General features: G+C 45.1%; 18 protein-coding genes. 5 read left to right on the forward strand and 13 right to left on the reverse strand.

Annotation, left to right across the window (positions count from 1 at the left end; translation table 11 throughout):
• Window positions 1-7: 7 nt before the first annotated feature.
• Together AB4Z08_RS13730 and AB4Z08_RS13735 are read right to left on the reverse strand one after the other, a co-directional pair.
• On the reverse strand, window positions 8-1,198 hold the full coding sequence (locus tag AB4Z08_RS13730) for a DUF4374 domain-containing protein (protein ID WP_441574315.1): 1,191 nt from the start codon (window positions 1,196-1,198) through the stop codon (window positions 8-10).
• 81 nt (window positions 1,199-1,279) lie between these two features.
• Window positions 1,280-3,652, reverse strand: coding sequence for a TonB-dependent receptor (locus AB4Z08_RS13735; protein ID WP_441574316.1), 2,373 nt, complete (start codon window positions 3,650-3,652; stop codon window positions 1,280-1,282).
• 644 nt (window positions 3,653-4,296) lie between these two features.
• On the opposite strand from AB4Z08_RS13735, the gene AB4Z08_RS13740 reads away from it, so the two are divergent.
• Entirely contained in the window at window positions 4,297-6,015 is a 1,719-nt protein-coding gene (locus AB4Z08_RS13740; protein WP_441574317.1) for an ATP-binding response regulator, read from the forward strand.
• A gap of 6 nt (window positions 6,016-6,021) precedes the next feature.
• Here the strand turns inward: AB4Z08_RS13740 and AB4Z08_RS13745 are convergent, their stop codons facing one another.
• The 3 genes from AB4Z08_RS13745 to uvrA form a co-directional block, all read right to left on the reverse strand.
• Complete coding sequence (locus tag AB4Z08_RS13745; RefSeq protein WP_441574318.1) at window positions 6,022-6,879, reverse strand: hypothetical protein; 858 nt, start codon at window positions 6,877-6,879, stop codon at window positions 6,022-6,024.
• Window positions 6,880-6,908: 29 nt separating this feature from the next.
• Window positions 6,909-7,634, reverse strand: coding sequence for a metallophosphoesterase family protein (locus AB4Z08_RS13750; RefSeq protein WP_441574319.1), 726 nt, complete (start codon window positions 7,632-7,634; stop codon window positions 6,909-6,911).
• Between the two features lie 107 nt (window positions 7,635-7,741).
• Window positions 7,742-10,279 (reverse strand): excinuclease ABC subunit UvrA, encoded by a 2,538-nt coding sequence (uvrA, locus tag AB4Z08_RS13755; RefSeq protein ID WP_441574320.1) that lies wholly within the window; start codon window positions 10,277-10,279, stop codon window positions 7,742-7,744.
• Between the two features lie 123 nt (window positions 10,280-10,402).
• On the opposite strand from uvrA, the gene AB4Z08_RS13760 reads away from it, so the two are divergent.
• A complete protein-coding gene (locus AB4Z08_RS13760; protein WP_441574321.1) occupies window positions 10,403-11,116 on the forward strand; it encodes a 2OG-Fe(II) oxygenase in 714 nt (237 codons plus the stop codon).
• Between the two features lie 9 nt (window positions 11,117-11,125).
• Window positions 11,126-11,380, forward strand: coding sequence for an Ada metal-binding domain-containing protein (locus AB4Z08_RS13765; protein ID WP_441574322.1), 255 nt, complete (start codon window positions 11,126-11,128; stop codon window positions 11,378-11,380).
• On the opposite strand, the gene AB4Z08_RS13770 is transcribed toward AB4Z08_RS13765, so the two are convergent.
• Entirely contained in the window at window positions 11,360-11,782 is a 423-nt protein-coding gene (locus AB4Z08_RS13770; protein ID WP_441574323.1) for a secondary thiamine-phosphate synthase enzyme YjbQ, read from the reverse strand. The two genes, AB4Z08_RS13765 and AB4Z08_RS13770, sit on opposite strands and share 21 nt — an antisense overlap.
• 256 nt (window positions 11,783-12,038) lie before the next feature.
• Here AB4Z08_RS13770 and AB4Z08_RS13775 point away from each other — a divergent pair, with 256 nt between their 5' ends.
• Window positions 12,039-12,470, forward strand: coding sequence for a response regulator (locus AB4Z08_RS13775; protein WP_441574324.1), 432 nt, complete (start codon window positions 12,039-12,041; stop codon window positions 12,468-12,470).
• 2 nt (window positions 12,471-12,472) lie between these two features.
• Here AB4Z08_RS13775 and AB4Z08_RS13780 read toward each other — a convergent pair whose 3' ends face one another.
• Window positions 12,473-13,456: a GlxA family transcriptional regulator gene (locus AB4Z08_RS13780; protein ID WP_441574325.1), complete on the reverse strand. Its 984-nt coding sequence runs from the start codon at window positions 13,454-13,456 to the stop codon at window positions 12,473-12,475.
• Window positions 13,457-13,585: 129 nt separating this feature from the next.
• On the opposite strand from AB4Z08_RS13780, the gene AB4Z08_RS13785 reads away from it, so the two are divergent.
• A complete protein-coding gene (locus tag AB4Z08_RS13785) occupies window positions 13,586-13,987 on the forward strand; it encodes a DoxX family protein (RefSeq protein ID WP_441574326.1) in 402 nt (133 codons plus the stop codon).
• On the opposite strand, the gene AB4Z08_RS13790 is transcribed toward AB4Z08_RS13785, so the two are convergent.
• The 6 genes from AB4Z08_RS13790 to AB4Z08_RS13815 all read right to left on the reverse strand — a co-directional run bounded on the left by AB4Z08_RS13790 (window position 13,959) and on the right by AB4Z08_RS13815 (window position 18,520).
• A complete protein-coding gene (locus AB4Z08_RS13790) occupies window positions 13,959-14,669 on the reverse strand; it encodes a class I SAM-dependent methyltransferase (protein WP_441574327.1) in 711 nt (236 codons plus the stop codon). The two genes, AB4Z08_RS13785 and AB4Z08_RS13790, sit on opposite strands and share 29 nt — an antisense overlap.
• A 198-nt stretch (window positions 14,670-14,867) precedes the next feature.
• Window positions 14,868-15,287, reverse strand: coding sequence for a DUF4345 domain-containing protein (locus AB4Z08_RS13795; RefSeq protein ID WP_441574328.1), 420 nt, complete (start codon window positions 15,285-15,287; stop codon window positions 14,868-14,870).
• 144 nt (window positions 15,288-15,431) lie between these two features.
• On the reverse strand, window positions 15,432-16,697 hold the full coding sequence (locus AB4Z08_RS13800; RefSeq protein ID WP_441574329.1) for an MFS transporter: 1,266 nt from the start codon (window positions 16,695-16,697) through the stop codon (window positions 15,432-15,434).
• Between the two features lie 30 nt (window positions 16,698-16,727).
• Complete coding sequence (locus tag AB4Z08_RS13805) at window positions 16,728-16,955, reverse strand: hypothetical protein (protein WP_441574330.1); 228 nt, start codon at window positions 16,953-16,955, stop codon at window positions 16,728-16,730.
• Between the two features lie 45 nt (window positions 16,956-17,000).
• Complete coding sequence (locus AB4Z08_RS13810) at window positions 17,001-17,591, reverse strand: TetR/AcrR family transcriptional regulator (RefSeq protein WP_441574331.1); 591 nt, start codon at window positions 17,589-17,591, stop codon at window positions 17,001-17,003.
• Window positions 17,592-17,743: 152 nt separating this feature from the next.
• The gene (locus AB4Z08_RS13815) at window positions 17,744-18,520 is read right to left on the reverse strand and encodes an SDR family oxidoreductase (RefSeq protein WP_441574332.1); all 777 of its coding nucleotides are present in this window, start codon (window positions 18,518-18,520) and stop codon (window positions 17,744-17,746) included.
• Window positions 18,521-18,637 lie beyond the last annotated feature (117 nt).

The following is an 18,637-nucleotide window of genomic DNA, read 5'->3' on the forward strand; positions in this document are numbered from 1 at the left end:
CGGGTTATTAATATTCCACTTTTGTAATCGCCGTAATCTTACCACCGTTCACTGTTAAACCACGTGTAGCCGTAGCTGTTGCTATATCTATTTTATATACCCAACTTCCGTTCGCTGTATTTAAACCGATATAACCGGTTTTACCATCTTCAGAAGTGGTATTGTTATTATAGGTAGCAGAAGTACTGGTAATCGCCGCCGGTGCACCTGTTATCCAGGTAAACGTTTTCTTTTCCACATCTGCCAGCGCCATTTTCAGATTGCCTTTCACTGCCCGGGCATCTTCATACATCATCAGTAAAAATTGATGATGCCCCAGGTAAGCCTGTGAAGCAATATGATGACCACCGGATATGTCCTGCACATTGAAAAAATAGTTTTGGTCAAATTCGGTGGTCCCTTTCAATATCCTCACTATAGCCGAAGGCCTGGTGGTGATTACTTTTCCACCGTTGGTTGCAGCCGCCTGTGAAAAACCGTATACATCTCCCTCTTCAGTAACGCCTAATCCATCGGTGAAATAAGCTCCTAAGTAGCTGGTACGGTTATCCCTGATTACTTTTTCCAGCTTCAGGTCAGGGTAAGAAAATACAGCTACCCAGCTGCTATCGGGATACGCCGTACCAAATGCGTCACTGCAGCATCCTTTGATGCTCATGTAAGGCGCATACACTTTTTCTCCTACCTGGGTAGCCCAGGTGAAATGCGCCCTTTCTCCGTTTGCAGCGAGTTGCACAATATTTATATTGCCACGTCCTACAATCCTTGATTTCATGGCATCAATGCGATACGTACTGGCCACTTCATTGCCACTCCGCGGTACTTTTATAAGTAATAGTTCATCGTTTACTTTAACAAATACCTGTACAGTTTCTGTCTGAAACTCTGTTGTTTTCACCATTTTACCGCTGGTAGTAAAGCGATAGGTAGTCACTGCTCCGGGGTTGCCCTGTCCGTACAGGAGACTGAAAAATCTTCCCTTATGCGTCAGGTAGTAGCGATAAGAGCCATCCTGCTCCATACCATTGCCTGCAGTGGTAATAGTGCCACCACCGAGGCTATCTGTTGTCAGTAAAACATCCGCAATACCACTTGTACCTATGGGTGTTGCTGTTATTACATATTTTGCCAGTCCCTGGAATTTTCCTTCTATAAAAGGTTCATCCATCGTGTCTTCTTTATCACATGATATTCCCATAAAAATGATACTACAAAACAGGAATAAAAGCTTACTTATTTTTTTCATCACTATCCGTATTGAAATTGAACTGATTGATATTTATTTACTGATAAAGTACCGCAGCTTGGCATAAAATGCACGACCTGGTTTCTGTAAGGTGAAATTGTCATACAGTTTGTTATCTATCAGATTTTTACACTCCACAGATACATTATACCGGCCATTAGCCAGGCTATACACCATGTTTACGTCCTGGGAAAACTGTCTTGGAATCCCCAGTTTTTCTTCTGCCTGGCTTGGCCAAGAGAGATAATAACCGTGCACATACAACAGGTTATAGCCCAGCGTAAGTGTGTTGCCTTTTTTCAGTACATTCCTAAAGAAAAGGGACGCATCAGCATTACCAAAAAGAAAAGGCATATTAGGAATGCGATCTCTGTACAACGGACTTACATTCTTTTGTCCGTCTTCATACTCCGTATTGTTACGCAGGTTCTGGTAGGTCATGTTCACCCCGGCAGTAAATAGTTGTTTGAAAGAATACCTTACCTCTCCGTCTATTCCCATATTGGTTACTTTGGCCAGGTTACCGTTTGTTTGCTTCGTCTGGTTAGGATTCAGCATAGGACGGATAAAGTCGCTGGCGTCGCGGTACAGGAAATTGGCGTCAAAAAGAAAACGGTGATCGTCTTTAATATTCAGCTGATAATTTATCCCGAAATTGAAATTGTTGCTGCTCTCAGGTTTCAGGTCTGTATTACCTTCCAGGTTGATCATATCACCATACAATTCTTCTGTTTCAGGTAAACGATAACTTTTTTCATAAGAGGTTTTCAGTTGTAATACGGGCAGAATAAAGTAGGTAGTAGCCAAACCATATCCCTGTTTACTAAATTTCGACTCCTGGTTTCTGTAGGCAACATCACCCCAGTTACCACTTGGATTATAGCTTTGCGAGAAGCTGTTGCGTTGTGAATAATTTTTCACAAATACGGAAGTATTCCACCTGGCATTGTAATCAAATTTATACCCCAGACCCAATACGTTTTTATTTACTTTTTTGGGCTGATCATACTTCTCATCCTGTGGAAATAATTCATCCTTTCCTTTGCGGCTGAAAGTACTGTATACATCATTGATGATAAAGGAATGGTGATCATCCAAACGATAGCTCAGATTGGCAGTACCCAGTCCGTTGTTGTTACTGAATTTATACATGCTCCGTTCCCTTTCTGCACCATTATTAGGTACATGTTGCTGGAACCAGTTGTAGCGGCGGTTTACCGTATCAATATTTTGTTCATGTCCCAGGTTATAGTTACCTGTCAGGCTAAAATCCAATCCCTTTACAAAGATGTCTTTTACCTGGTACTTCACACTGGGCATCAGGATATCGCCTTTGCAGTGCCAGTCGCCAAATACACTGACCATTCTTGCGCCGGATTGTATTTCCGCGTAGTTCTGTCCCATGGTGATGCCGAATAATAATTTATCAGCGTATTTTTTCCCTACTACACCCACATTGGCAATGATAGTTTCATTATGATAAGTATCATGGAATCTTCTTACCCATTGACGGGGATAATATTCGCCGGTAAGCAGGTCAGCTACGTTCACGCGTACACGATAATTGTTATCAGAGTAATTCTGGAAGGCATTTATCTGTACCGTAAAACCGGATTTGGCCGTGTAACCTGCATTCAGGGTAGAACGATGCGTATTAAAGGAGCCAAAGGAATAAGAAGCGTCTACATAACTGCGTTTGCTATTGCTGGTAACGATATTAATGGCGCCCCCCAAAGCATCTGATCCCAGCCAGATAGGCACTACGCCTTTGTACACTTCTACTCTTTCTGCCAGGTTGATAGGAATATTATTCAGCTGGAAAGAAGAACCAAAGTTATCCATGGGTACTCCATCCAGGAAAAACTTGACCTGCCTGCCGGTAAACCCATTCAGGGAGAAATTCATCCTGGAACCTAAACCACCATCTTCGCGGACACGGATACCGGATACTCGATCCAGTGCATGTGAGAGATCCAGGGTGGAGTTGTATAATTTCTTTGCATCAATGGCCGTTACATTAAAGGCCTGCCGGTTTACTTCCTGGCTGGCAGAGCGACCTATCACCGATACCGTATTTATTTCACTGACAGCTAATGACATAGTAAGTTGCAGTATTTTTTCTTCTCCAGCCTTCAGGTCCAGTGTCTGATCAGCTTTCTTAAATCCTACTGCAGAAATGCGGAGGATATGTTTACCGGGATTCACTTTTTGTATGCGGAAAAATCCATCTGCATTAGAGATAGCGTTGGCGTTATTGTTATGCAGTTTCACGGAAGCACCGGGAACAGGTGTACCGGCAGCATCTTTCAGATAGCCACTGATGGTAGCCGTACCAACTGACTGGGCATAAGTAAAAAGGACAAGGGATAGCAATATGCTTGTCAGCAAAATTTTTCTGATATACATTTTTAAACAGCTTTTTTTAAGTCTCCGGCAGGTAATGGCAATAGTTGATCAGGCGGGCGTTTCCGCAACATCCGCTACTGGTTTCCTGTCTCATTTTAGTTCCGCAGTATGTGTATGAAAAGTATATCCTGGCAGCATGGTTCCAGGCGTTCACATACAGTATTGACTATAGGTATTAAATTTCTTTTGCAAAAGTACCCGAAAATTTAACAAACCATTTTCGACATCGGGAATTTTTAGACCATTGAATTTTTCCGCATTGCGTCAGGATTACATTTCGGTTATGCGTATACGTTAGTAAGGCATTGGCTTCGTAAAACGATGCCTTATCATGAATTCTCAGCGATAATCTGCTATTGTTTATCTCTCAAATTTGTTATCAGTACCTACGTTAAATAATAAAAGTATACTGCATAAAAAAGAACTTTCCTATATAATTCTAAATCCGCATATGAATGCATTGTTTATAACCCTACTAAAAATGTGCGTTACTTGTTAAAATCTTCACCCGGCAACTTTAAACTTCTCGCAAAACAACTATGTTGTTAACAAAGAATTTACACTTGATAATCTGCATTCTTCTACCTTGAATGCAAACAGGAAGGAAAACCTGCACCCATTTTGAATTTGAAAACCTGGAAACTATGAATATAACCAATGTAATACCCAGGATAACCAGTCAGGATGCCGAAGCAAATGAAACGACCGGACGGATTATAAAGATTGTCAATTCCCTGGCCCTTGGCGCCAGTCTGCTTGCTTTTGTACTGGGTTGCTTACTCTATTATATGACTGGGTATAAAAGCATATTATATCCGGCCATGCTGGAAAGCGTCCTTTTTCTTTCCATACTGCTGATCACCCGGCACAGCCGGCCGGAATACGGGCAGCAGTTGATGTTCTTTTTACACAGTGTATCTATCTGGTACTTTGGCATCGTACTGGGACCGGCAGCACAGATCTACCTGTTTGCCCCATTCCTTGCATTTTGTGTATTCCTGGTATTTCACCGGCCGCTTGCGCAAATCATTGTATTAACCAGCAGCGCAGGCATGTTACTGTTAATAGAAATGAATTACCGGCAAGGACTTATCACACCGCTGCCACTGAATAAGGAAACGGAAGCGGGTCTTCACTGGCTCGTCATTGCAGCCGCCACTTTCCTGAACGGTACTGCACTCTATTATTTTACCAGGGAAAGCAGGTTTCAGAATAAGCAGCTGCAGCTTTTGGTGAATCAACTTGATAAAGCCAACCACGCAATGAGAATATACGTGCGGGAAACCACCCACGAAATCAGATCTCCGTTGAATGTAGTCAACAGTATTCTGCAAAACTACATTGAAACAGCGGATAGGGGGAAACGAACCGTCCAGGTGGGAATAGCCCACCTGGAAGCGGTTCACTTTGCCTGCCAGGATATGCAGCTGGTGATGAGCAATGCCCTTGGCTGGTCAAAGATTGAGGCAGGGAAAGATGAGATCAGCAAATCGCCGTTCCTGTTCACCGACTGGATACTGCAACTCTGCGACACCTATGAATACCTCGCCAAAAGAAGATCTGTACATATTAATATTGCCTTCAGCGACAACCTGCCCGAATATATCCTGGCAGATAAATCAAAACTACGTACCATCATCGTTAACTTACTCAGCAATGCTATCAAGTTTACTACTTTCCGCTCCATCATTACCGTAAGTGCCACTATGAAAAATAATCAGCTCGTTTTTTCTGTTACCGACCAGGGAGCAGGCATTTCGGCAGAGAAAAAAGAACACATCTTTGATCCGTATGTAAGTGAACTCGGACAACAAACAGAGTCCAGTGGACTGGGACTACCCATCGCACGTCATATGGCACGCATGATGGGAGGTGATCTGTTTGTCAGTGACAACACCGATGGCGGCGGCAGCATCTTCACCCTCCACATGCCGGTAGAAGCCATTCCGCCACCACCCACTGCGAATGCGATCATCGATTATTCTCTCTTAAGTGGTTTAAAAGTACTGGTAGTGGATGATGATCATCTCAATCATCTCGCCTTCTCCCTCGCATTGAAACGCATGGGCATAGAAGTGATACTCGCCGATTCAGGTCCGCAAGGCTTCACTAAAGCCCGCCTCCATGAACCAGATGCCATTTTAATGGATATGATTATGCCGCATGTCAGCGGTATAGAAATGCTGGCACAATTTAAAGCCGACAGGGCACTCCGGCAGATTCCCTTCATCCTGGTATCGGGCAATTGCTATAGTGAAGTACGGGAAGAAGTAATAGCTTCCGGAGCAGATGGCTTTCTAAGTAAACCTGTAAATATTGAACAACTATATAACATACTGAAAGAGCTGGTGGTGATGGCATAGCCATCATCACACTGCTTTCAAACGCCAGGTGGACCTGATTCTGCCAGCCCCCCGCATCTTTTGCAACTGCGCTTCCGTCAGTTTTTCCAGCAGATGTGGCAACGCTGTCAGCCGGCTACGGTCCCTCGCCGCCTCTTTGTCTATCTCAAATCCCATCTTTTTAAAAAATGCTTCGGCCACCTCAAAACTGTCAAACATGTTTTCATGAATCCTATGCTGCGCATAAAAGGCATTCCACTCTTCCCCGCGATCAACACCCGATTTTGCATGGTCCCATTTCACATAAATATCCGCCGTAATCCAATAGCCACCACGCAGCGTCAACACCTGGTGAATGATACGACACAACTGTTCTTTTTCTGATTCATCCAGGTACATCAACAACCCCTCATTCACAATCACTATTTCACCCCCCGGAAAACGACTTACCCTTTCTTCAAATTGCGCTTCATCCAATGCATTTAAAGGCAATAACTCCAATACACTCACCACGGATATGCCGGACAACGCCGCCACAAATTCTTTTTTAATCGCCACCACTTCCGGTAAGTCAGTATCGATATAATGATAACCCGGCTGCTTCGTGGCTTCCAGTCCCCGGAAAGAAAAACCCGACGATAACTCCAGTATATTTTTAATAGACAGATCCGCCAGTAGCTGGTCAATACTCCAGTAACGGTCTTCGAAATGCAATACCCGCCCCCAAAAGGAAATATCTTTATTGGCAAGGTCCGGCTGATAGGGATGCGGCGCTACCATCAGCTGTGCGGCCTCCTTTACAAAAGGAATCCGGGTGATCCCTTTCAACAACAATAATGATTTGGCAGTAGGGCTGATGGTGCTGAAATCGCGGGAGGTTTCCATACGTATTATTTTATACGCAAAGATACCTGCTATTCTTCACCAGCTAAAAAATCTGCATAAAAATCCGGAATCGGACTGCTACGGATACCGGCAATGGTGTCGGCAATCGGATACGCTACTTTCCGGATCACCGACATCAGCCCCTCTCCGGCGATCGTTAGCTGCAGGTAAGCCGCCAGTCGGTCTTTCTCTTTTGATCTTCCCACGGCGCCTGTATTCATCACCATCTTACCGGCCGGTTCCAGCTGCCGTATATACGACAAATGGGTATGACCAGTAATCAGGATATCCGCCCGGTGTTCCTCCAGCATATTTAACAGGTCTTCTTCTGCATGCTGTTCATACAAATATTCATCGTTGCTCCTGGCGCTGCCGTGTACCAACAACAAAGCAGCAGCGGGAAAACTCAGTCGTATAAAACGGGGGAGATCAGCCAGAAAAGCCTTGTTATCCGCCGTAATGGTATCCTTCGTATAATTAATAGCGGTAAGTCTCGCGTCCTGCTCAACTTTACTGTGCTTGCTGAGGGGTAACACCGGATGATTAAAAGCAATGCGCTCATCATGATTCCCCATGATCACTGGTATCTGCCGGCTCCGGATCAGCGCTATCACTTCGTTATGCCAGGGTGCCGCATCTGTTAAATCTCCCAAACAATATACCTGGTCTGCCCCAAAGGCACGAATATCTTCCAGTACTGCCTGCAATGCCGGCAGGTTGCCGTGAATATCACTGATGATAGCTATCTTCAACATGCTGATGATTCTTTGATCTTGTGCAACGTTACATATTAATTCAGGCGCAACATCTTTATTGCGAAAGAAAAAGTAAAAAACGCAACTGTTTCATTAAATAATACCATTTACTTTTTACCTATAAATGCGGCCAGGTAAGGGGCCGTTTTACTATTACGCACCATTGCTATTTTTTCGGGTGGCCCTGCAGCTATTATCCTTCCACCTTCATCACCGGCACCCGGACCAATATCAATTACCCAGTCGCTGCCTGCTACTACCCGCATTTCATGTTCTACCACCACTACGGTATTACCGGCATCTACCAGCCCATTCAGTTGTGTAATTAGCTTTTCTGCATCGGCCGGATGCAAACCGGTAGTAGGCTCGTCCAGTATATACAGCGTATTCCCTTTGCCGATGCGCTGCAGTTCTGTTGCCAGCTTAATACGCTGCGCTTCTCCGCCGGAAAGTTCTGTGGCGGGTTGCCCCAACCGCAGGTAGCCCAGCCCCACTTCATGCAATACTTCCAGTGATCGCTGCAGGGAAGCATCTGTAGTGAAAAAGTTTTTCGCTTCGTCTACTGTCATGCCAAGTACTTCTGCAATGTTTTTATCCTGCCAGGTGATTTCCAGCGTTTTGGCATTATAACGGGCACCATGACAGGTAGGACAAGGGGCATATACGCTGGGTAGGAAAAGCAGTTCCACCATCACAGATCCTTCACCCTGGCAGGTTTCACATCGTCCTTTTGCCACATTAAAAGAAAAGCGTCCGGCATCGTACTTCCGGGCTTTAGCCATTTTGGTAGCAGCAAACAATTTACGCACCTGGTCAAATAAACCGGTGTAAGTAGCCAGGTTAGAACGTGGAGTACGGCCTATCGGTTTCTGATCTACCTGTACCAATCGCTTAATATTTTCCATGCCACCTGTAATGCTGCCCCCCAATGTAACGGGCCGCGATTGTTCGAGCTCCTCTCCTTCTTCCGCGGCCGGTGCTTCATATCCCAGGTAGGTAGCCACCAGCTCCACCAGCACCTGGCTCACCAAACTGGATTTACCGGAGCCGGATATGCCTGTTACCGTAGTAAACACCCCTAATGGAAATGCAGCATCCAACGACACCAGGTTGTTACGGGTAACACCTGCCAATGTCAGCCAGCCTTTCGGTTCACGGGGCTTGCGGGTAATTGCTTTTTCCCGGGAGAAGAGATAATGACGGGTGCTGGAAGCAGCCACGTGCTCCAAACCGGCAGGTTCACCACTGTATAATACATGTCCGCCTTGTTCTCCTGCCGCAGGGCCTACATCCACAATCCATTCCGCATGACGGATCACGTCCAGGTCATGTTCTACCACAAACAGTGAATTGCCCGCCGCTTTTAGTTTATCCATGGCCGTTAGTAAGGCGGCCGTATCAGCGGGATGCAACCCGGCTGAGGGCTCATCGAGTACATACACTACACCGAACAGATTAGATCTTACCTGTGTAGCCAGTCGTAACCGCTGTAACTCGCCAGGGGAAAGACTGGGAGAGCTGCGCTCCAGCAGCAGGTAACCTAAACCCAGATCCAGTAAAATAGACAATCGTGCTGCCAGGTCCTGCGCAATACGCTGCGCCACGATAATACGCTCCGGGTGCAATCCCTTTGCCACAAAGGCTTCGGAAGATCCGCAGGCATAACGTTCCATTAAAGCCGCGAGTTTTTTGAGCGGCAACCTGGACATTTCTGCAATGTCCAGTCCATCAAATTTCACGGCCAGCGCGTTTCTGCCTAAACGCTTTCCATCGCATTCCGGGCATTCCCTGCTGATCATATATTGTGACACCCGCTTTTTCATAGCAGCACTTTCTGTGTTGGCAAAAGTGTGCATCACATATCTTTTCGCACCGGAGAAGGTACCCATGTAACTGGGCTCCGTCTTACGTTTCAGCGCATCTTTAGTTTCTTCGGGTGTAAAGCCCGCATATACCGGTACTACAGGCTGCTCTTCTGTAAACAGGATCCAGTCACGCACTTTCTTTGGCAGCTCGCGCCATGGCTTATCTACATCATAGCCGAGAGTAACGAGTATATCCCGGAGATTTTGTCCATACCAGGCAGTAGGCCATGCGGCCACTGCACGTTCCCGGATGGTCAGTGAATCGTCCGGTACCATAGAGCCTTCTGTTGCATCATAAATACGACCGAGACCATGACATACGGGACAAGCGCCCGCAGGGGTATTGGGAGAAAAGAATTCTGAATCCATTTGTTCCTGGCGAGGCGGATATACACCTGCCCGGGAATACAACATGCGCAGCAGATTAGACAAGGTCGTCACGCTGCCTACGGATGAACGGGTAGTAGGTGCACCCCGCTGCTGTTGCAATGCTACTGCAGGCGGCAGACCATCTATTTCATCCACTACCGGTACCGGCATCTGGTGAAATAACCTCCGCGCATAGGGTGACACTGATTCCAAATAACGGCGCTGTGCCTCTGCATACAGCGTCCCAAATGCCAGCGATGATTTACCTGAACCGGAAACACCGGTAAATACGACCAGCGCATTTCGGGGAATGCTGAGCGTTACATTTTTCAGATTGTGTTCACGTGCACCACGTACATGTACAAAACCGGTATCACCGGTCGCTGTGGGGGCTTGATCTTGTTTCCGCATGCCCGGTTGCCACAAAAACTATGCCCCGCGATCAGTTGGCAGTATCTTCACAACACCGCAAGATCCGGGTTTTCTGTGGTCGCACTCCGTGCTAATTTTACACCTCAATACAAATTGTATCAGATGGAAAATATCACTACCCGCCTGTTGTCCCACAACTGGCAGCACACAACAGATCAATTACTGGAACAGGGTTACGCCCTCGTAGAAAACGCGCTTACCAAAACGGAATGTAAGGCGCTCATCAGCGCCTACAACGCTGATAATACCTATCGTAAAACCATTGTGATGGAACGTTACCGCTTTGGTAAAGGAGAATATAAATACTTTCAATATCCGCTACCAGACATGATTACCAGCATCCGTGAAACGGTATATCCTTTCATTGCGCCCGTAGCTAATAAATGGATGGAAGTACTGAACATCGATAAAAAATTCCCGGCTACACACCCCGAATTAAAACAATACTGCCATGATAATGGTCAAACCAAACCCACTATCCTCATATTGAAATACGGGAAAGATGGATTCAATACGCTTCACCAGGATTTGTATGGCGATATTTATTTTCCGATGCAGGTAGTGTTATTTTTAAATGAACCGGAAGAAGATTACACGGGTGGTGAATTTGTACTCACCGAACAAATCCCCAGGGCGCAATCCAAAGCAAATGTACTCAAACCTAAACGGGGAGATATGTTGATATTTACCACCAACTTTCGCCCTGTGAAAGGCAGCAAAGGCTATTACCGGGTAAATATGAAACATGGGGTAAGTCCGGTCCATAGCGGCAACCGGCATACGTTAGGCATTATTTTTCATGATGCTCTGAGTTAAAATAAAGCGATGTTTTATCACGAAAAACTAACTCCCCTATCACTGAGGCGGCTCATTCACCGGGGTGAAATTAAGCTGGGCGGAAATCAATCACTCCACATATATGGTACCCTTTCCTGTACATCCGGCAGACGAATGAAAACAGCTAACCGCGTTTTCTTTGCAGATGAAGGCGAAGCGAAGGAAAATGGGTACCGCCCTTGCGGGCATTGTATGCGGGCGGCATACAAAGCATGGAAAGCATCACTCTCCCCACGCCGTTAGCATCAAATTACGCGGTCCTCCGTAATTACGGTGTTCGCATAAATATACGCCCTGCCAGGTGCCCAGTGCCAGGCGACCATTGCGAATAGGGATCATTACAGCATTACCCAGCAATGCGGCTTTCAGGTGAGCCGGCATATCATCTGACCCTTCATCATCATGTAAATATTCAGGATCATTCTCCGGTACTGTTTTGTTGAAGTACATTTCAAAATCCAGTCTTACTGTAGGATCYGCATTTTCATTAATGGTGAGTCCTGCAGACGTATGTTGAATGAATACCTGCAACATACCTGTTTTTATTTCGGCGAGTTGTGGAAACCCTTGCACGAGTTCTGCGGTGATAATATGAAATCCTCTCTTTCGTTGATGCAGTTGTATAGGTTGCTGGAATATTTTCATGCCGGTTGTTTAAGAGGTTGCAAGATAAGGAATTCACATTTGGCAATAAACACCGAGTCCTTTCCCATGGATCACAATAGGTCTATGGCCGTTGGAAAAATCGCCTGCTTTTATGCCATCAAAATGCCTTAACGGAGTCTGCTGTACGCATTACAAAATATTTAATTCGAACGATCACACATTTTTCTTTATCTTCATATTTCCCGCCGCGATAGTAACAATGAGAATGGAAATCCATAATGTTTAAATTTTAACCATGATGAAGCCGCAACAAATAATGATCATAGACGATGATGCAGATGACAGGAACTTCTTCCAGGAAGCTATCAATAATATTTCACCTGTTATAGAAACACATATTTGTGATAGTGGAATTCAGGCGCTCGCGCTGTTCCAGGAAAATAAAATCGCCACACCTGATTTTATTTTCCTCGACTTTAATATGCCGCTGATGAATGGGAGAGAATGCCTGGTAGAACTGAAAAAAATACTGCAACACAAGATTACCAATATTATTATACTCAGTACTTCCGATATGAAGGAAGATATGGAAGATGCGCTGCGTTTGGGAGCTAAGCTATTCCTGACCAAGCCAAATACTTTCCAGGAGCTTTGCATTATGCTGAAGGGCGTACTTGAAGGCAGCTGGCAGAAGTTATTCTCTCATCCTGCCAGCTCAGATATGTAAGTTTATGCTTTAACTGCTCCTTTATTGTATTTATTCCTATACTCGAGCGGTGATAAACCCGTTGTCTTTTTGAAAATCGTCCTGAAAGCCTTTGTATCAGAATATCCCACCTCCCACATAATTTCATTAATATTTTTCCGACTGCTTTCAAAACTTTTTTTCGCTACTTCCACTTTTACCCGTTGGATGTATTCAGATACGGTATTGCTGGTCGCTTTTTTAAATCGTCTTTCGAGACTCCTCCGGCCAACGGCAAACATAGAAGACAACTGTTCTACTGTTATCTTCTCCATAAAGTTCTGCTCTATAAATTCCTGCGCCTGTTTCACTGATTCATCCTGGTGTTCCCGCTGTCCTTTGAATATGGTGAAGCAGGACTGACTATCCCTGTCTATCTCTATTTCAAAATATTTGGAAGCCAGAATGGCCATATCTCTGTCAGTATATTTCTCTATCAGGTATATCAGGAGATTCCAGAAAGAATTAGCTCCACCACTGGAATAAATACCAAATTCATCTGTGATGATTTTTTCAGAAACCAGTTCTATCTGTGGAAACATGGCCCTGAACTCTGCTGCCGCCAGCCAGTGTGTAGAACAGCGCCTGCCATCCAACAAACCGGTAGAAGCCAGTAAGAAGGCGCCTACACAAAGACTCGCCACTTCTGCACCGGCCTTATGTTGCTGTACAATCCAGGGATAGAAGTCCTTATTCTGTGCAATGACTTCCTCCCGCTCACCGTTTACCGCAGGAATAATGATCAGGTCTGCTTTGTGATCCTCTGTAATCATTGCATCGGGAGTTACTCTGAAAAGCCGGTCATATACCTGTGCTTCTTTTGTGAGCCCTATCAGCTTGACATTGAATAAGGCAGGTCTTCCCAGGCTCTCCAGGAAGTCATTCGCTTTCGTAAAAGCAACAAAAGATCCTTCAATGCAGCTAAGTGCAACGGCGCCTTTGGGAACGAGAATAGATATCTGCTTCATATACCAAATCTAAGATAAAAGATTGTCGGAATCAACCCTTTTTAAGTCGTTTATACCCCCATCATGAATTTAACAGGTTGTGTACTTTTGAATTGTACCATCACATCAACATTAAACCCTTATAAAAATATGAAAAAGACAAAAATTATCTACTGGATCTTTACCGGCATATTGTCGGCCTTAATCGTCCTGGGAGCAGTACCTGATCTGATCAGCATACCGGAAGCACAAACCATGTTTAAACACCTGGGCTATCCGATGTACCTGTTGCCATTCCTGGGGCTGGCAAAAATACTGGGCATCATTGCCATACTTATTCCCGGCTACCCAAGGCTCAAAGAGTGGGCGTATGCAGGTCTTTTCTTTGATCTAACCGGTGCCATGTATTCCAGCTTCTCTGTTGGTGACCCGGCTTCTCAATGGGCGCCGATCCTGATAGGATATGTACTGATTTTCGGTTCTTATATATTCTATCATAAGCTGGCTGCCACCAAAGGTAAACTCAGCAGCAGCCAATTGAATGTGGCATAAAGCTATCGGGTAAATCATAATAAGCATTAACAGCGCCCTGCCCCGTGTAGTTAGGACCGGCCTGATCATCCGCACCGAGATATTGAAGGCCGAGGTTAAAGACCAGTGTGCCGGTGCGGCTGATAATGCGGGTGCGACTGTTATATTGGAGGCCTTGTTCCTTCCATAATTTCTTCCATAAAATATTCTCAGGCAGTATTATATTTTGTAAATCGAGATGAGCAACAAAATATCCGTTTGCTGTCAACGCACTACACGCCATGGCGATTACTTTTAACTTATCGCCCAGGTAATGCAAACCATGAGAACAGGTAATGAGGTCATAAGATCGATCCGGCTGCCAGTCTACTACAGACCTGACTTCAAGCGTGAGTCCTTCAAGGTTCTCCGCTTCCGGAGGAAAGGTATCCAGTAAATCGATTCCTTTTAATTGTACTTGTTGCTGTAATCCTTTGCGGGTTAAATCGGTATGCGTTTGAATCAGAGCTAAACCACTGCCACAGCATAAATCCAGCCATGAGGCGCAACCATTTTCCCGCACTTTTTGTTCCAGGAAACGGGCAGGAATAAATTTAAATTCTTTTTCGTAGCTGTTAATACCGCTGGCATTCCGGTCGCGGTTCATACTGGAATTAGCGACTACGGCAGACCATATCAAATCCTTTTCAGGGAGTAAAGACATAAGTAATTCGGGTGTGTAACAAGGTACACATAAGCCCTGTAAATTACAATCATCAGTGGCTTATTTATCACAAAAAATAAGAAGAGGTTGTATCAAAAATAATTTTATGGACATGAGCATCGCGTTAACGAAATAGTTATCCGGATAAAACAGGTCAAAAATTACTTTTGATACAACCCTCGGGATCTTACAAATCTATCATTGCCCCTTGAAGGCAAATCCGTTTTTCCGTAAACGCAGCCACAGTAATGCACCCAATATAAAAAATACACTTTCAATGACCAGCCATTGTGTACCAAAAGCCCCCAATGGTCCTTCTACCATCCAGGTAATCACCCTCGACAGCGCATATAAACCCCAAAGCCAACATAAGAAAATTACACCCTGTTGTATGTCTTTAAACGCCCAACGCACCAGCATGATCGTGATGGTAAGCCCTACGCCACCATATACTCCTCTGATAGAACTGAAAGCATCGCTGTTAGGCAACTTCACCTGCACGAGGTCCATCACCGCCTGCGGGCTGAAAAAGCCCATCATGCTCACCATTAAAAAACTTCCCGCAGACAGGAACAGGTATAAGCGGGATAATACATTGATAGTTCGGGAATGATTCATATTACTCTTTTTATAGCGCAAATTTGGACGTATTGCACAAATAAAATCTTTGTGTGTATCAAGATTTTTATGCAAATGATCACTTTGCGATATAAGCGGAGAGGGGTTGTATCAAAAGCCTTTTGATACAACCCTTTCTTCTGATTAAACTTCAGTTGGAACGGGCATATTTACTACCGCCGCACCACGTGCAAGCTTAGCCTTTACCAGTTTACTTACACGATATACCAGCAAAATACAGGGGATGGTTAGCCCTATAATTACCCAGCCCAATGTATCATAATGTTCCAGCGGACTGAATTTATCTTTCTGAGATACAATCATGCCGGCAATTACAGCTGCAATACCGCCTGCTACCTGTTGCAGGGAAGAGTTGACACTCATAAATGCGCCTCTATCAGCCAGATCGGGAATACCCGTGGTCAGTGCGGTGAAAGGAATCATACGGCCCATGATACCACCCATCATCAATACATTTAAGGTCATGATGATCCAGAGTGGTTGCGGTGTAAGATGGGTGTAAATCAGCACAACCACCATCATATATACCGCAGCGACAGTGTAAAGTAAAAATTTATCTATCTTATCACTCAACTTGCCGAGAAGCGGCATAATGAACAGGGCGCCTACTCCCGATACCATAAATAACAGGGGTAACTGTTGCTGCGTGATATGCAGATTATTGATAGCGAAAGCACTTCCAAAGGGCATCATCATAAAACCACCAATAGACATCAGTGCAGTAGCGGTGAAGCCTATACGATAATCTCTTTTCGCCACGGTATGCAACAGGTGCTTATAGGCGCTTTTGTCCTGTTGTACGGCCAGGTGTGCAATAATAGGTTCCAACTGGATACTGATCAGCAGCAACACAATCAAAGCCATACCGGCCACCAGGAAGAAAGGTGCTTCCCAACCCCACGCATTAGCGAGATATAAGCCAATGGGAATACCCAATACCTGGCTGGCGCCGAAAGCCATTTGTACAAAGCCCATCACGCGGCCGCGTTGGGAGAGGTCAAAAAGATCGGTGATAATCGCCAGGGAAATAGAACCTATCACACCACCGAATAAACCCGTTACAATCCTTGCCGCCACCATAGTGTAGTAGGTGTTGGCCAGGCCGCAACAAAGCGTACCGATAATAAAGCCTACGTAAAAAAATACCAGTAATTTTTTACGGTCAAAACGATCCGCAAAACCAGCGGTCAGCAACCCGGAGATACCGGCGCTGAAAGCATAGGCAGATACAATAAATCCAAACTGGTTAGGTTTTATGCTCATAGATTTCATGAGCATATCTCCTAATGGCGACATCACCATAAAATCCAGTATGACGGTAAACTGCGTGAGTGCCAATAGGGCAACCACCAGTTTCTGATGAGACGAAAAAGCAGCTGTTTGTTTCATATAAAGGATATTGACGGATAAAGAAAGTAATTAGTCTTCCAGCTCTGCACACTCATACGCGCTGGCATGCACCAGTGCAATGATGTTATCTGTTGCCGGTTCAGCAGCTACGACCCTGAGTACGCAATCCACATCTTCCAGGTCCACGGTCCATTTCTCGATAAACGGCTGCCGATCCAGTACCTGTGCCACTTTTGAGCGGTCTTCCACTGTTGCGATGTTCGTTTTGAAAACAAGAATATGTTGTGTTGTATTCATCTTATATAAGCAAGCGCTCATTTATTAATTTGACAAAAAAAATAGCTATTTCGATAAGCCTTTTATCACGCAGTCGAATGTTTCTTTCATGATCTTTTCGGAGAACTTAAATTTACGGCCGCCAAGACTTTGACCTTCATTATGAAATTTTATCAGGGAATAGAGCGGTGCAAATGCTACTGACCAATATACTTCCAGGGGCATGCGCTCTATTTCACCACGGGCAACGGCATTCTCTACATAATCGCCCATGTTTTGCTGAAACTCCCTGGTAATCGTTTCCAACATTCTTTCCCGGTAGGCTGAGTTGCGGAGCTGATCAAAAAAAGCGGCAGATTTATGGTTATCTAATGCATACTCCGCCCGGTTTTTCCACTGACACCAGAGACCATCTCTGAATGACATTTCCGGGCTAAATCCCTTCAGCGTGGCACGGGTCATCTTGATGCCTTCTTCAATGCTGATACTGGTGAGCAGATCTTCTTTGTCTTTATAGTAGATGTAAATAGTAGCCGGAGATACGCCCGCCGCTTTCGCCAGGCGATTGATCCCGAAATTTTCCAGTCCATCCTTCGCCACCATCTCAATGGCGGAATCCCGAATGGCCTGCTGTTTATTTTCATCTCTGTATCTCATCCGACACAAATATAAGTGAGCATTTGCTCATTTAAAAATATTTTATGCTTTTTTTTGAAAAATTACCGGCTAAGTACAAAGGCAGACCTGTAGAAAACCTGCGTAAAAGTAAGGCTGAGTAAGCGTAAATGGCTTAGTCAGCCTTACTTTTTTTAGTGAGACAGGTCCGGCGGCGTGAGTTTTTTGGAAAGACCGCCATCTACAGTAATTTCTTCCCCGGTGGTGAACGTAGCATCAAAGGCCAGGAATAACACGGCTTTTGCGACCTCTTCTGCCCTCCCATTCCGTTTCAGGGGAGTTACCTCATCTCCCAGCTTCTCAAATGCCAGCAGATCTTCTTTTGAGGCGCCGGAAACACCCATAGTAGGCGTGTGTATGAAACCCGGACTCACTGCATTCACCCGGATGCTGCGAGGCAGCAGTTCAGCCGCAAACCCTTTTACAAATGATGCCAGCGCTGCCTTCGCACCAGCATATACACTCATCCCAGCATAGCCGGATTGATTGGCAATGGAAGTAGTCAATACAATAGCACCATGATCTTTGATCAAAGGTGTCAGTCGCTGTAAAGTGAAGAACGCCCCTTTGGTATTGATGGCAAAGGTTTTATCATAGGTAGCTTCCGTCACCTGGTCAAAAGTCTCCAGCATCGAAAAACCAGCGTTGATAAAAAGGAAATCAATTTGTCCCAGTTTCTCTTCTACTATACGTTTCAGCGCGTCAATGTCTTGCAGACTGCTGGTATCGGATTTCACGATGTGTGCTGCCGACCCCAACTCCTGCTGCGCAGCTTCGACGTTCTTTGGATTGTTACCTGTGAGCAATACTTCTGCCCCTCCCGCTATCAGCATTTTCACTGTAGCCATTCCCATTCCATGGGTACCGCCTGTCACTACTACCTTTTTCCCGGTATAATTGGTTGTCGTCATGTGCTTATTTTTTTTTGATAAATAATACCGCAAAGTGACGCAGATCCGGGGAACAGAACAATAACGGATATTATCTTCCTATACGGAAAATTTTATCCCTATGCCCACTATTCACGG

This window comes from Chitinophaga sp. RAB17, from assembly GCF_052114225.1.
GTDB lineage: Bacteria > Bacteroidota > Bacteroidia > Chitinophagales > Chitinophagaceae > Chitinophaga.

Coding starts and splice junctions, on each gene's coding strand:
- AB4Z08_RS13730 (WP_441574315.1), bottom strand. CDS start 1,198: ATGGGAATATCATGTGATAAAGAAGACACGATGGATGAACCTTTTATA.
- AB4Z08_RS13810 (WP_441574331.1), bottom strand. CDS start 17,591: ATGAGATACAGAGATGAAAATAAACAGCAGGCCATTCGGGATTCCGCC.
- AB4Z08_RS13790 (WP_441574327.1), bottom strand. CDS start 14,669: ATGTCTTTACTCCCTGAAAAGGATTTGATATGGTCTGCCGTAGTCGCT.
- AB4Z08_RS13740 (WP_441574317.1), top strand. CDS start 4,297: ATGAATATAACCAATGTAATACCCAGGATAACCAGTCAGGATGCCGAA.
- AB4Z08_RS13805 (WP_441574330.1), bottom strand. CDS start 16,955: ATGAATACAACACAACATATTCTTGTTTTCAAAACGAACATCGCAACA.
- AB4Z08_RS13760 (WP_441574321.1), top strand. CDS start 10,403: ATGGAAAATATCACTACCCGCCTGTTGTCCCACAACTGGCAGCACACA.
- AB4Z08_RS13775 (WP_441574324.1), top strand. CDS start 12,039: ATGATGAAGCCGCAACAAATAATGATCATAGACGATGATGCAGATGAC.
- AB4Z08_RS13780 (WP_441574325.1), bottom strand. CDS start 13,456: ATGAAGCAGATATCTATTCTCGTTCCCAAAGGCGCCGTTGCACTTAGC.
- AB4Z08_RS13745 (WP_441574318.1), bottom strand. CDS start 6,879: ATGGAAACCTCCCGCGATTTCAGCACCATCAGCCCTACTGCCAAATCA.
- AB4Z08_RS13785 (WP_441574326.1), top strand. CDS start 13,586: ATGAAAAAGACAAAAATTATCTACTGGATCTTTACCGGCATATTGTCG.
- AB4Z08_RS13800 (WP_441574329.1), bottom strand. CDS start 16,697: ATGAAACAAACAGCTGCTTTTTCGTCTCATCAGAAACTGGTGGTTGCC.
- AB4Z08_RS13750 (WP_441574319.1), bottom strand. CDS start 7,634: ATGTTGAAGATAGCTATCATCAGTGATATTCACGGCAACCTGCCGGCA.
- AB4Z08_RS13795 (WP_441574328.1), bottom strand. CDS start 15,287: ATGAATCATTCCCGAACTATCAATGTATTATCCCGCTTATACCTGTTC.
- AB4Z08_RS13735 (WP_441574316.1), bottom strand. CDS start 3,652: ATGTATATCAGAAAAATTTTGCTGACAAGCATATTGCTATCCCTTGTC.
- AB4Z08_RS13765 (WP_441574322.1), top strand. CDS start 11,126: ATGTTTTATCACGAAAAACTAACTCCCCTATCACTGAGGCGGCTCATT.
- AB4Z08_RS13815 (WP_441574332.1), bottom strand. CDS start 18,520: ATGACGACAACCAATTATACCGGGAAAAAGGTAGTAGTGACAGGCGGT.
- uvrA (WP_441574320.1), bottom strand. CDS start 10,279: ATGCGGAAACAAGATCAAGCCCCCACAGCGACCGGTGATACCGGTTTT.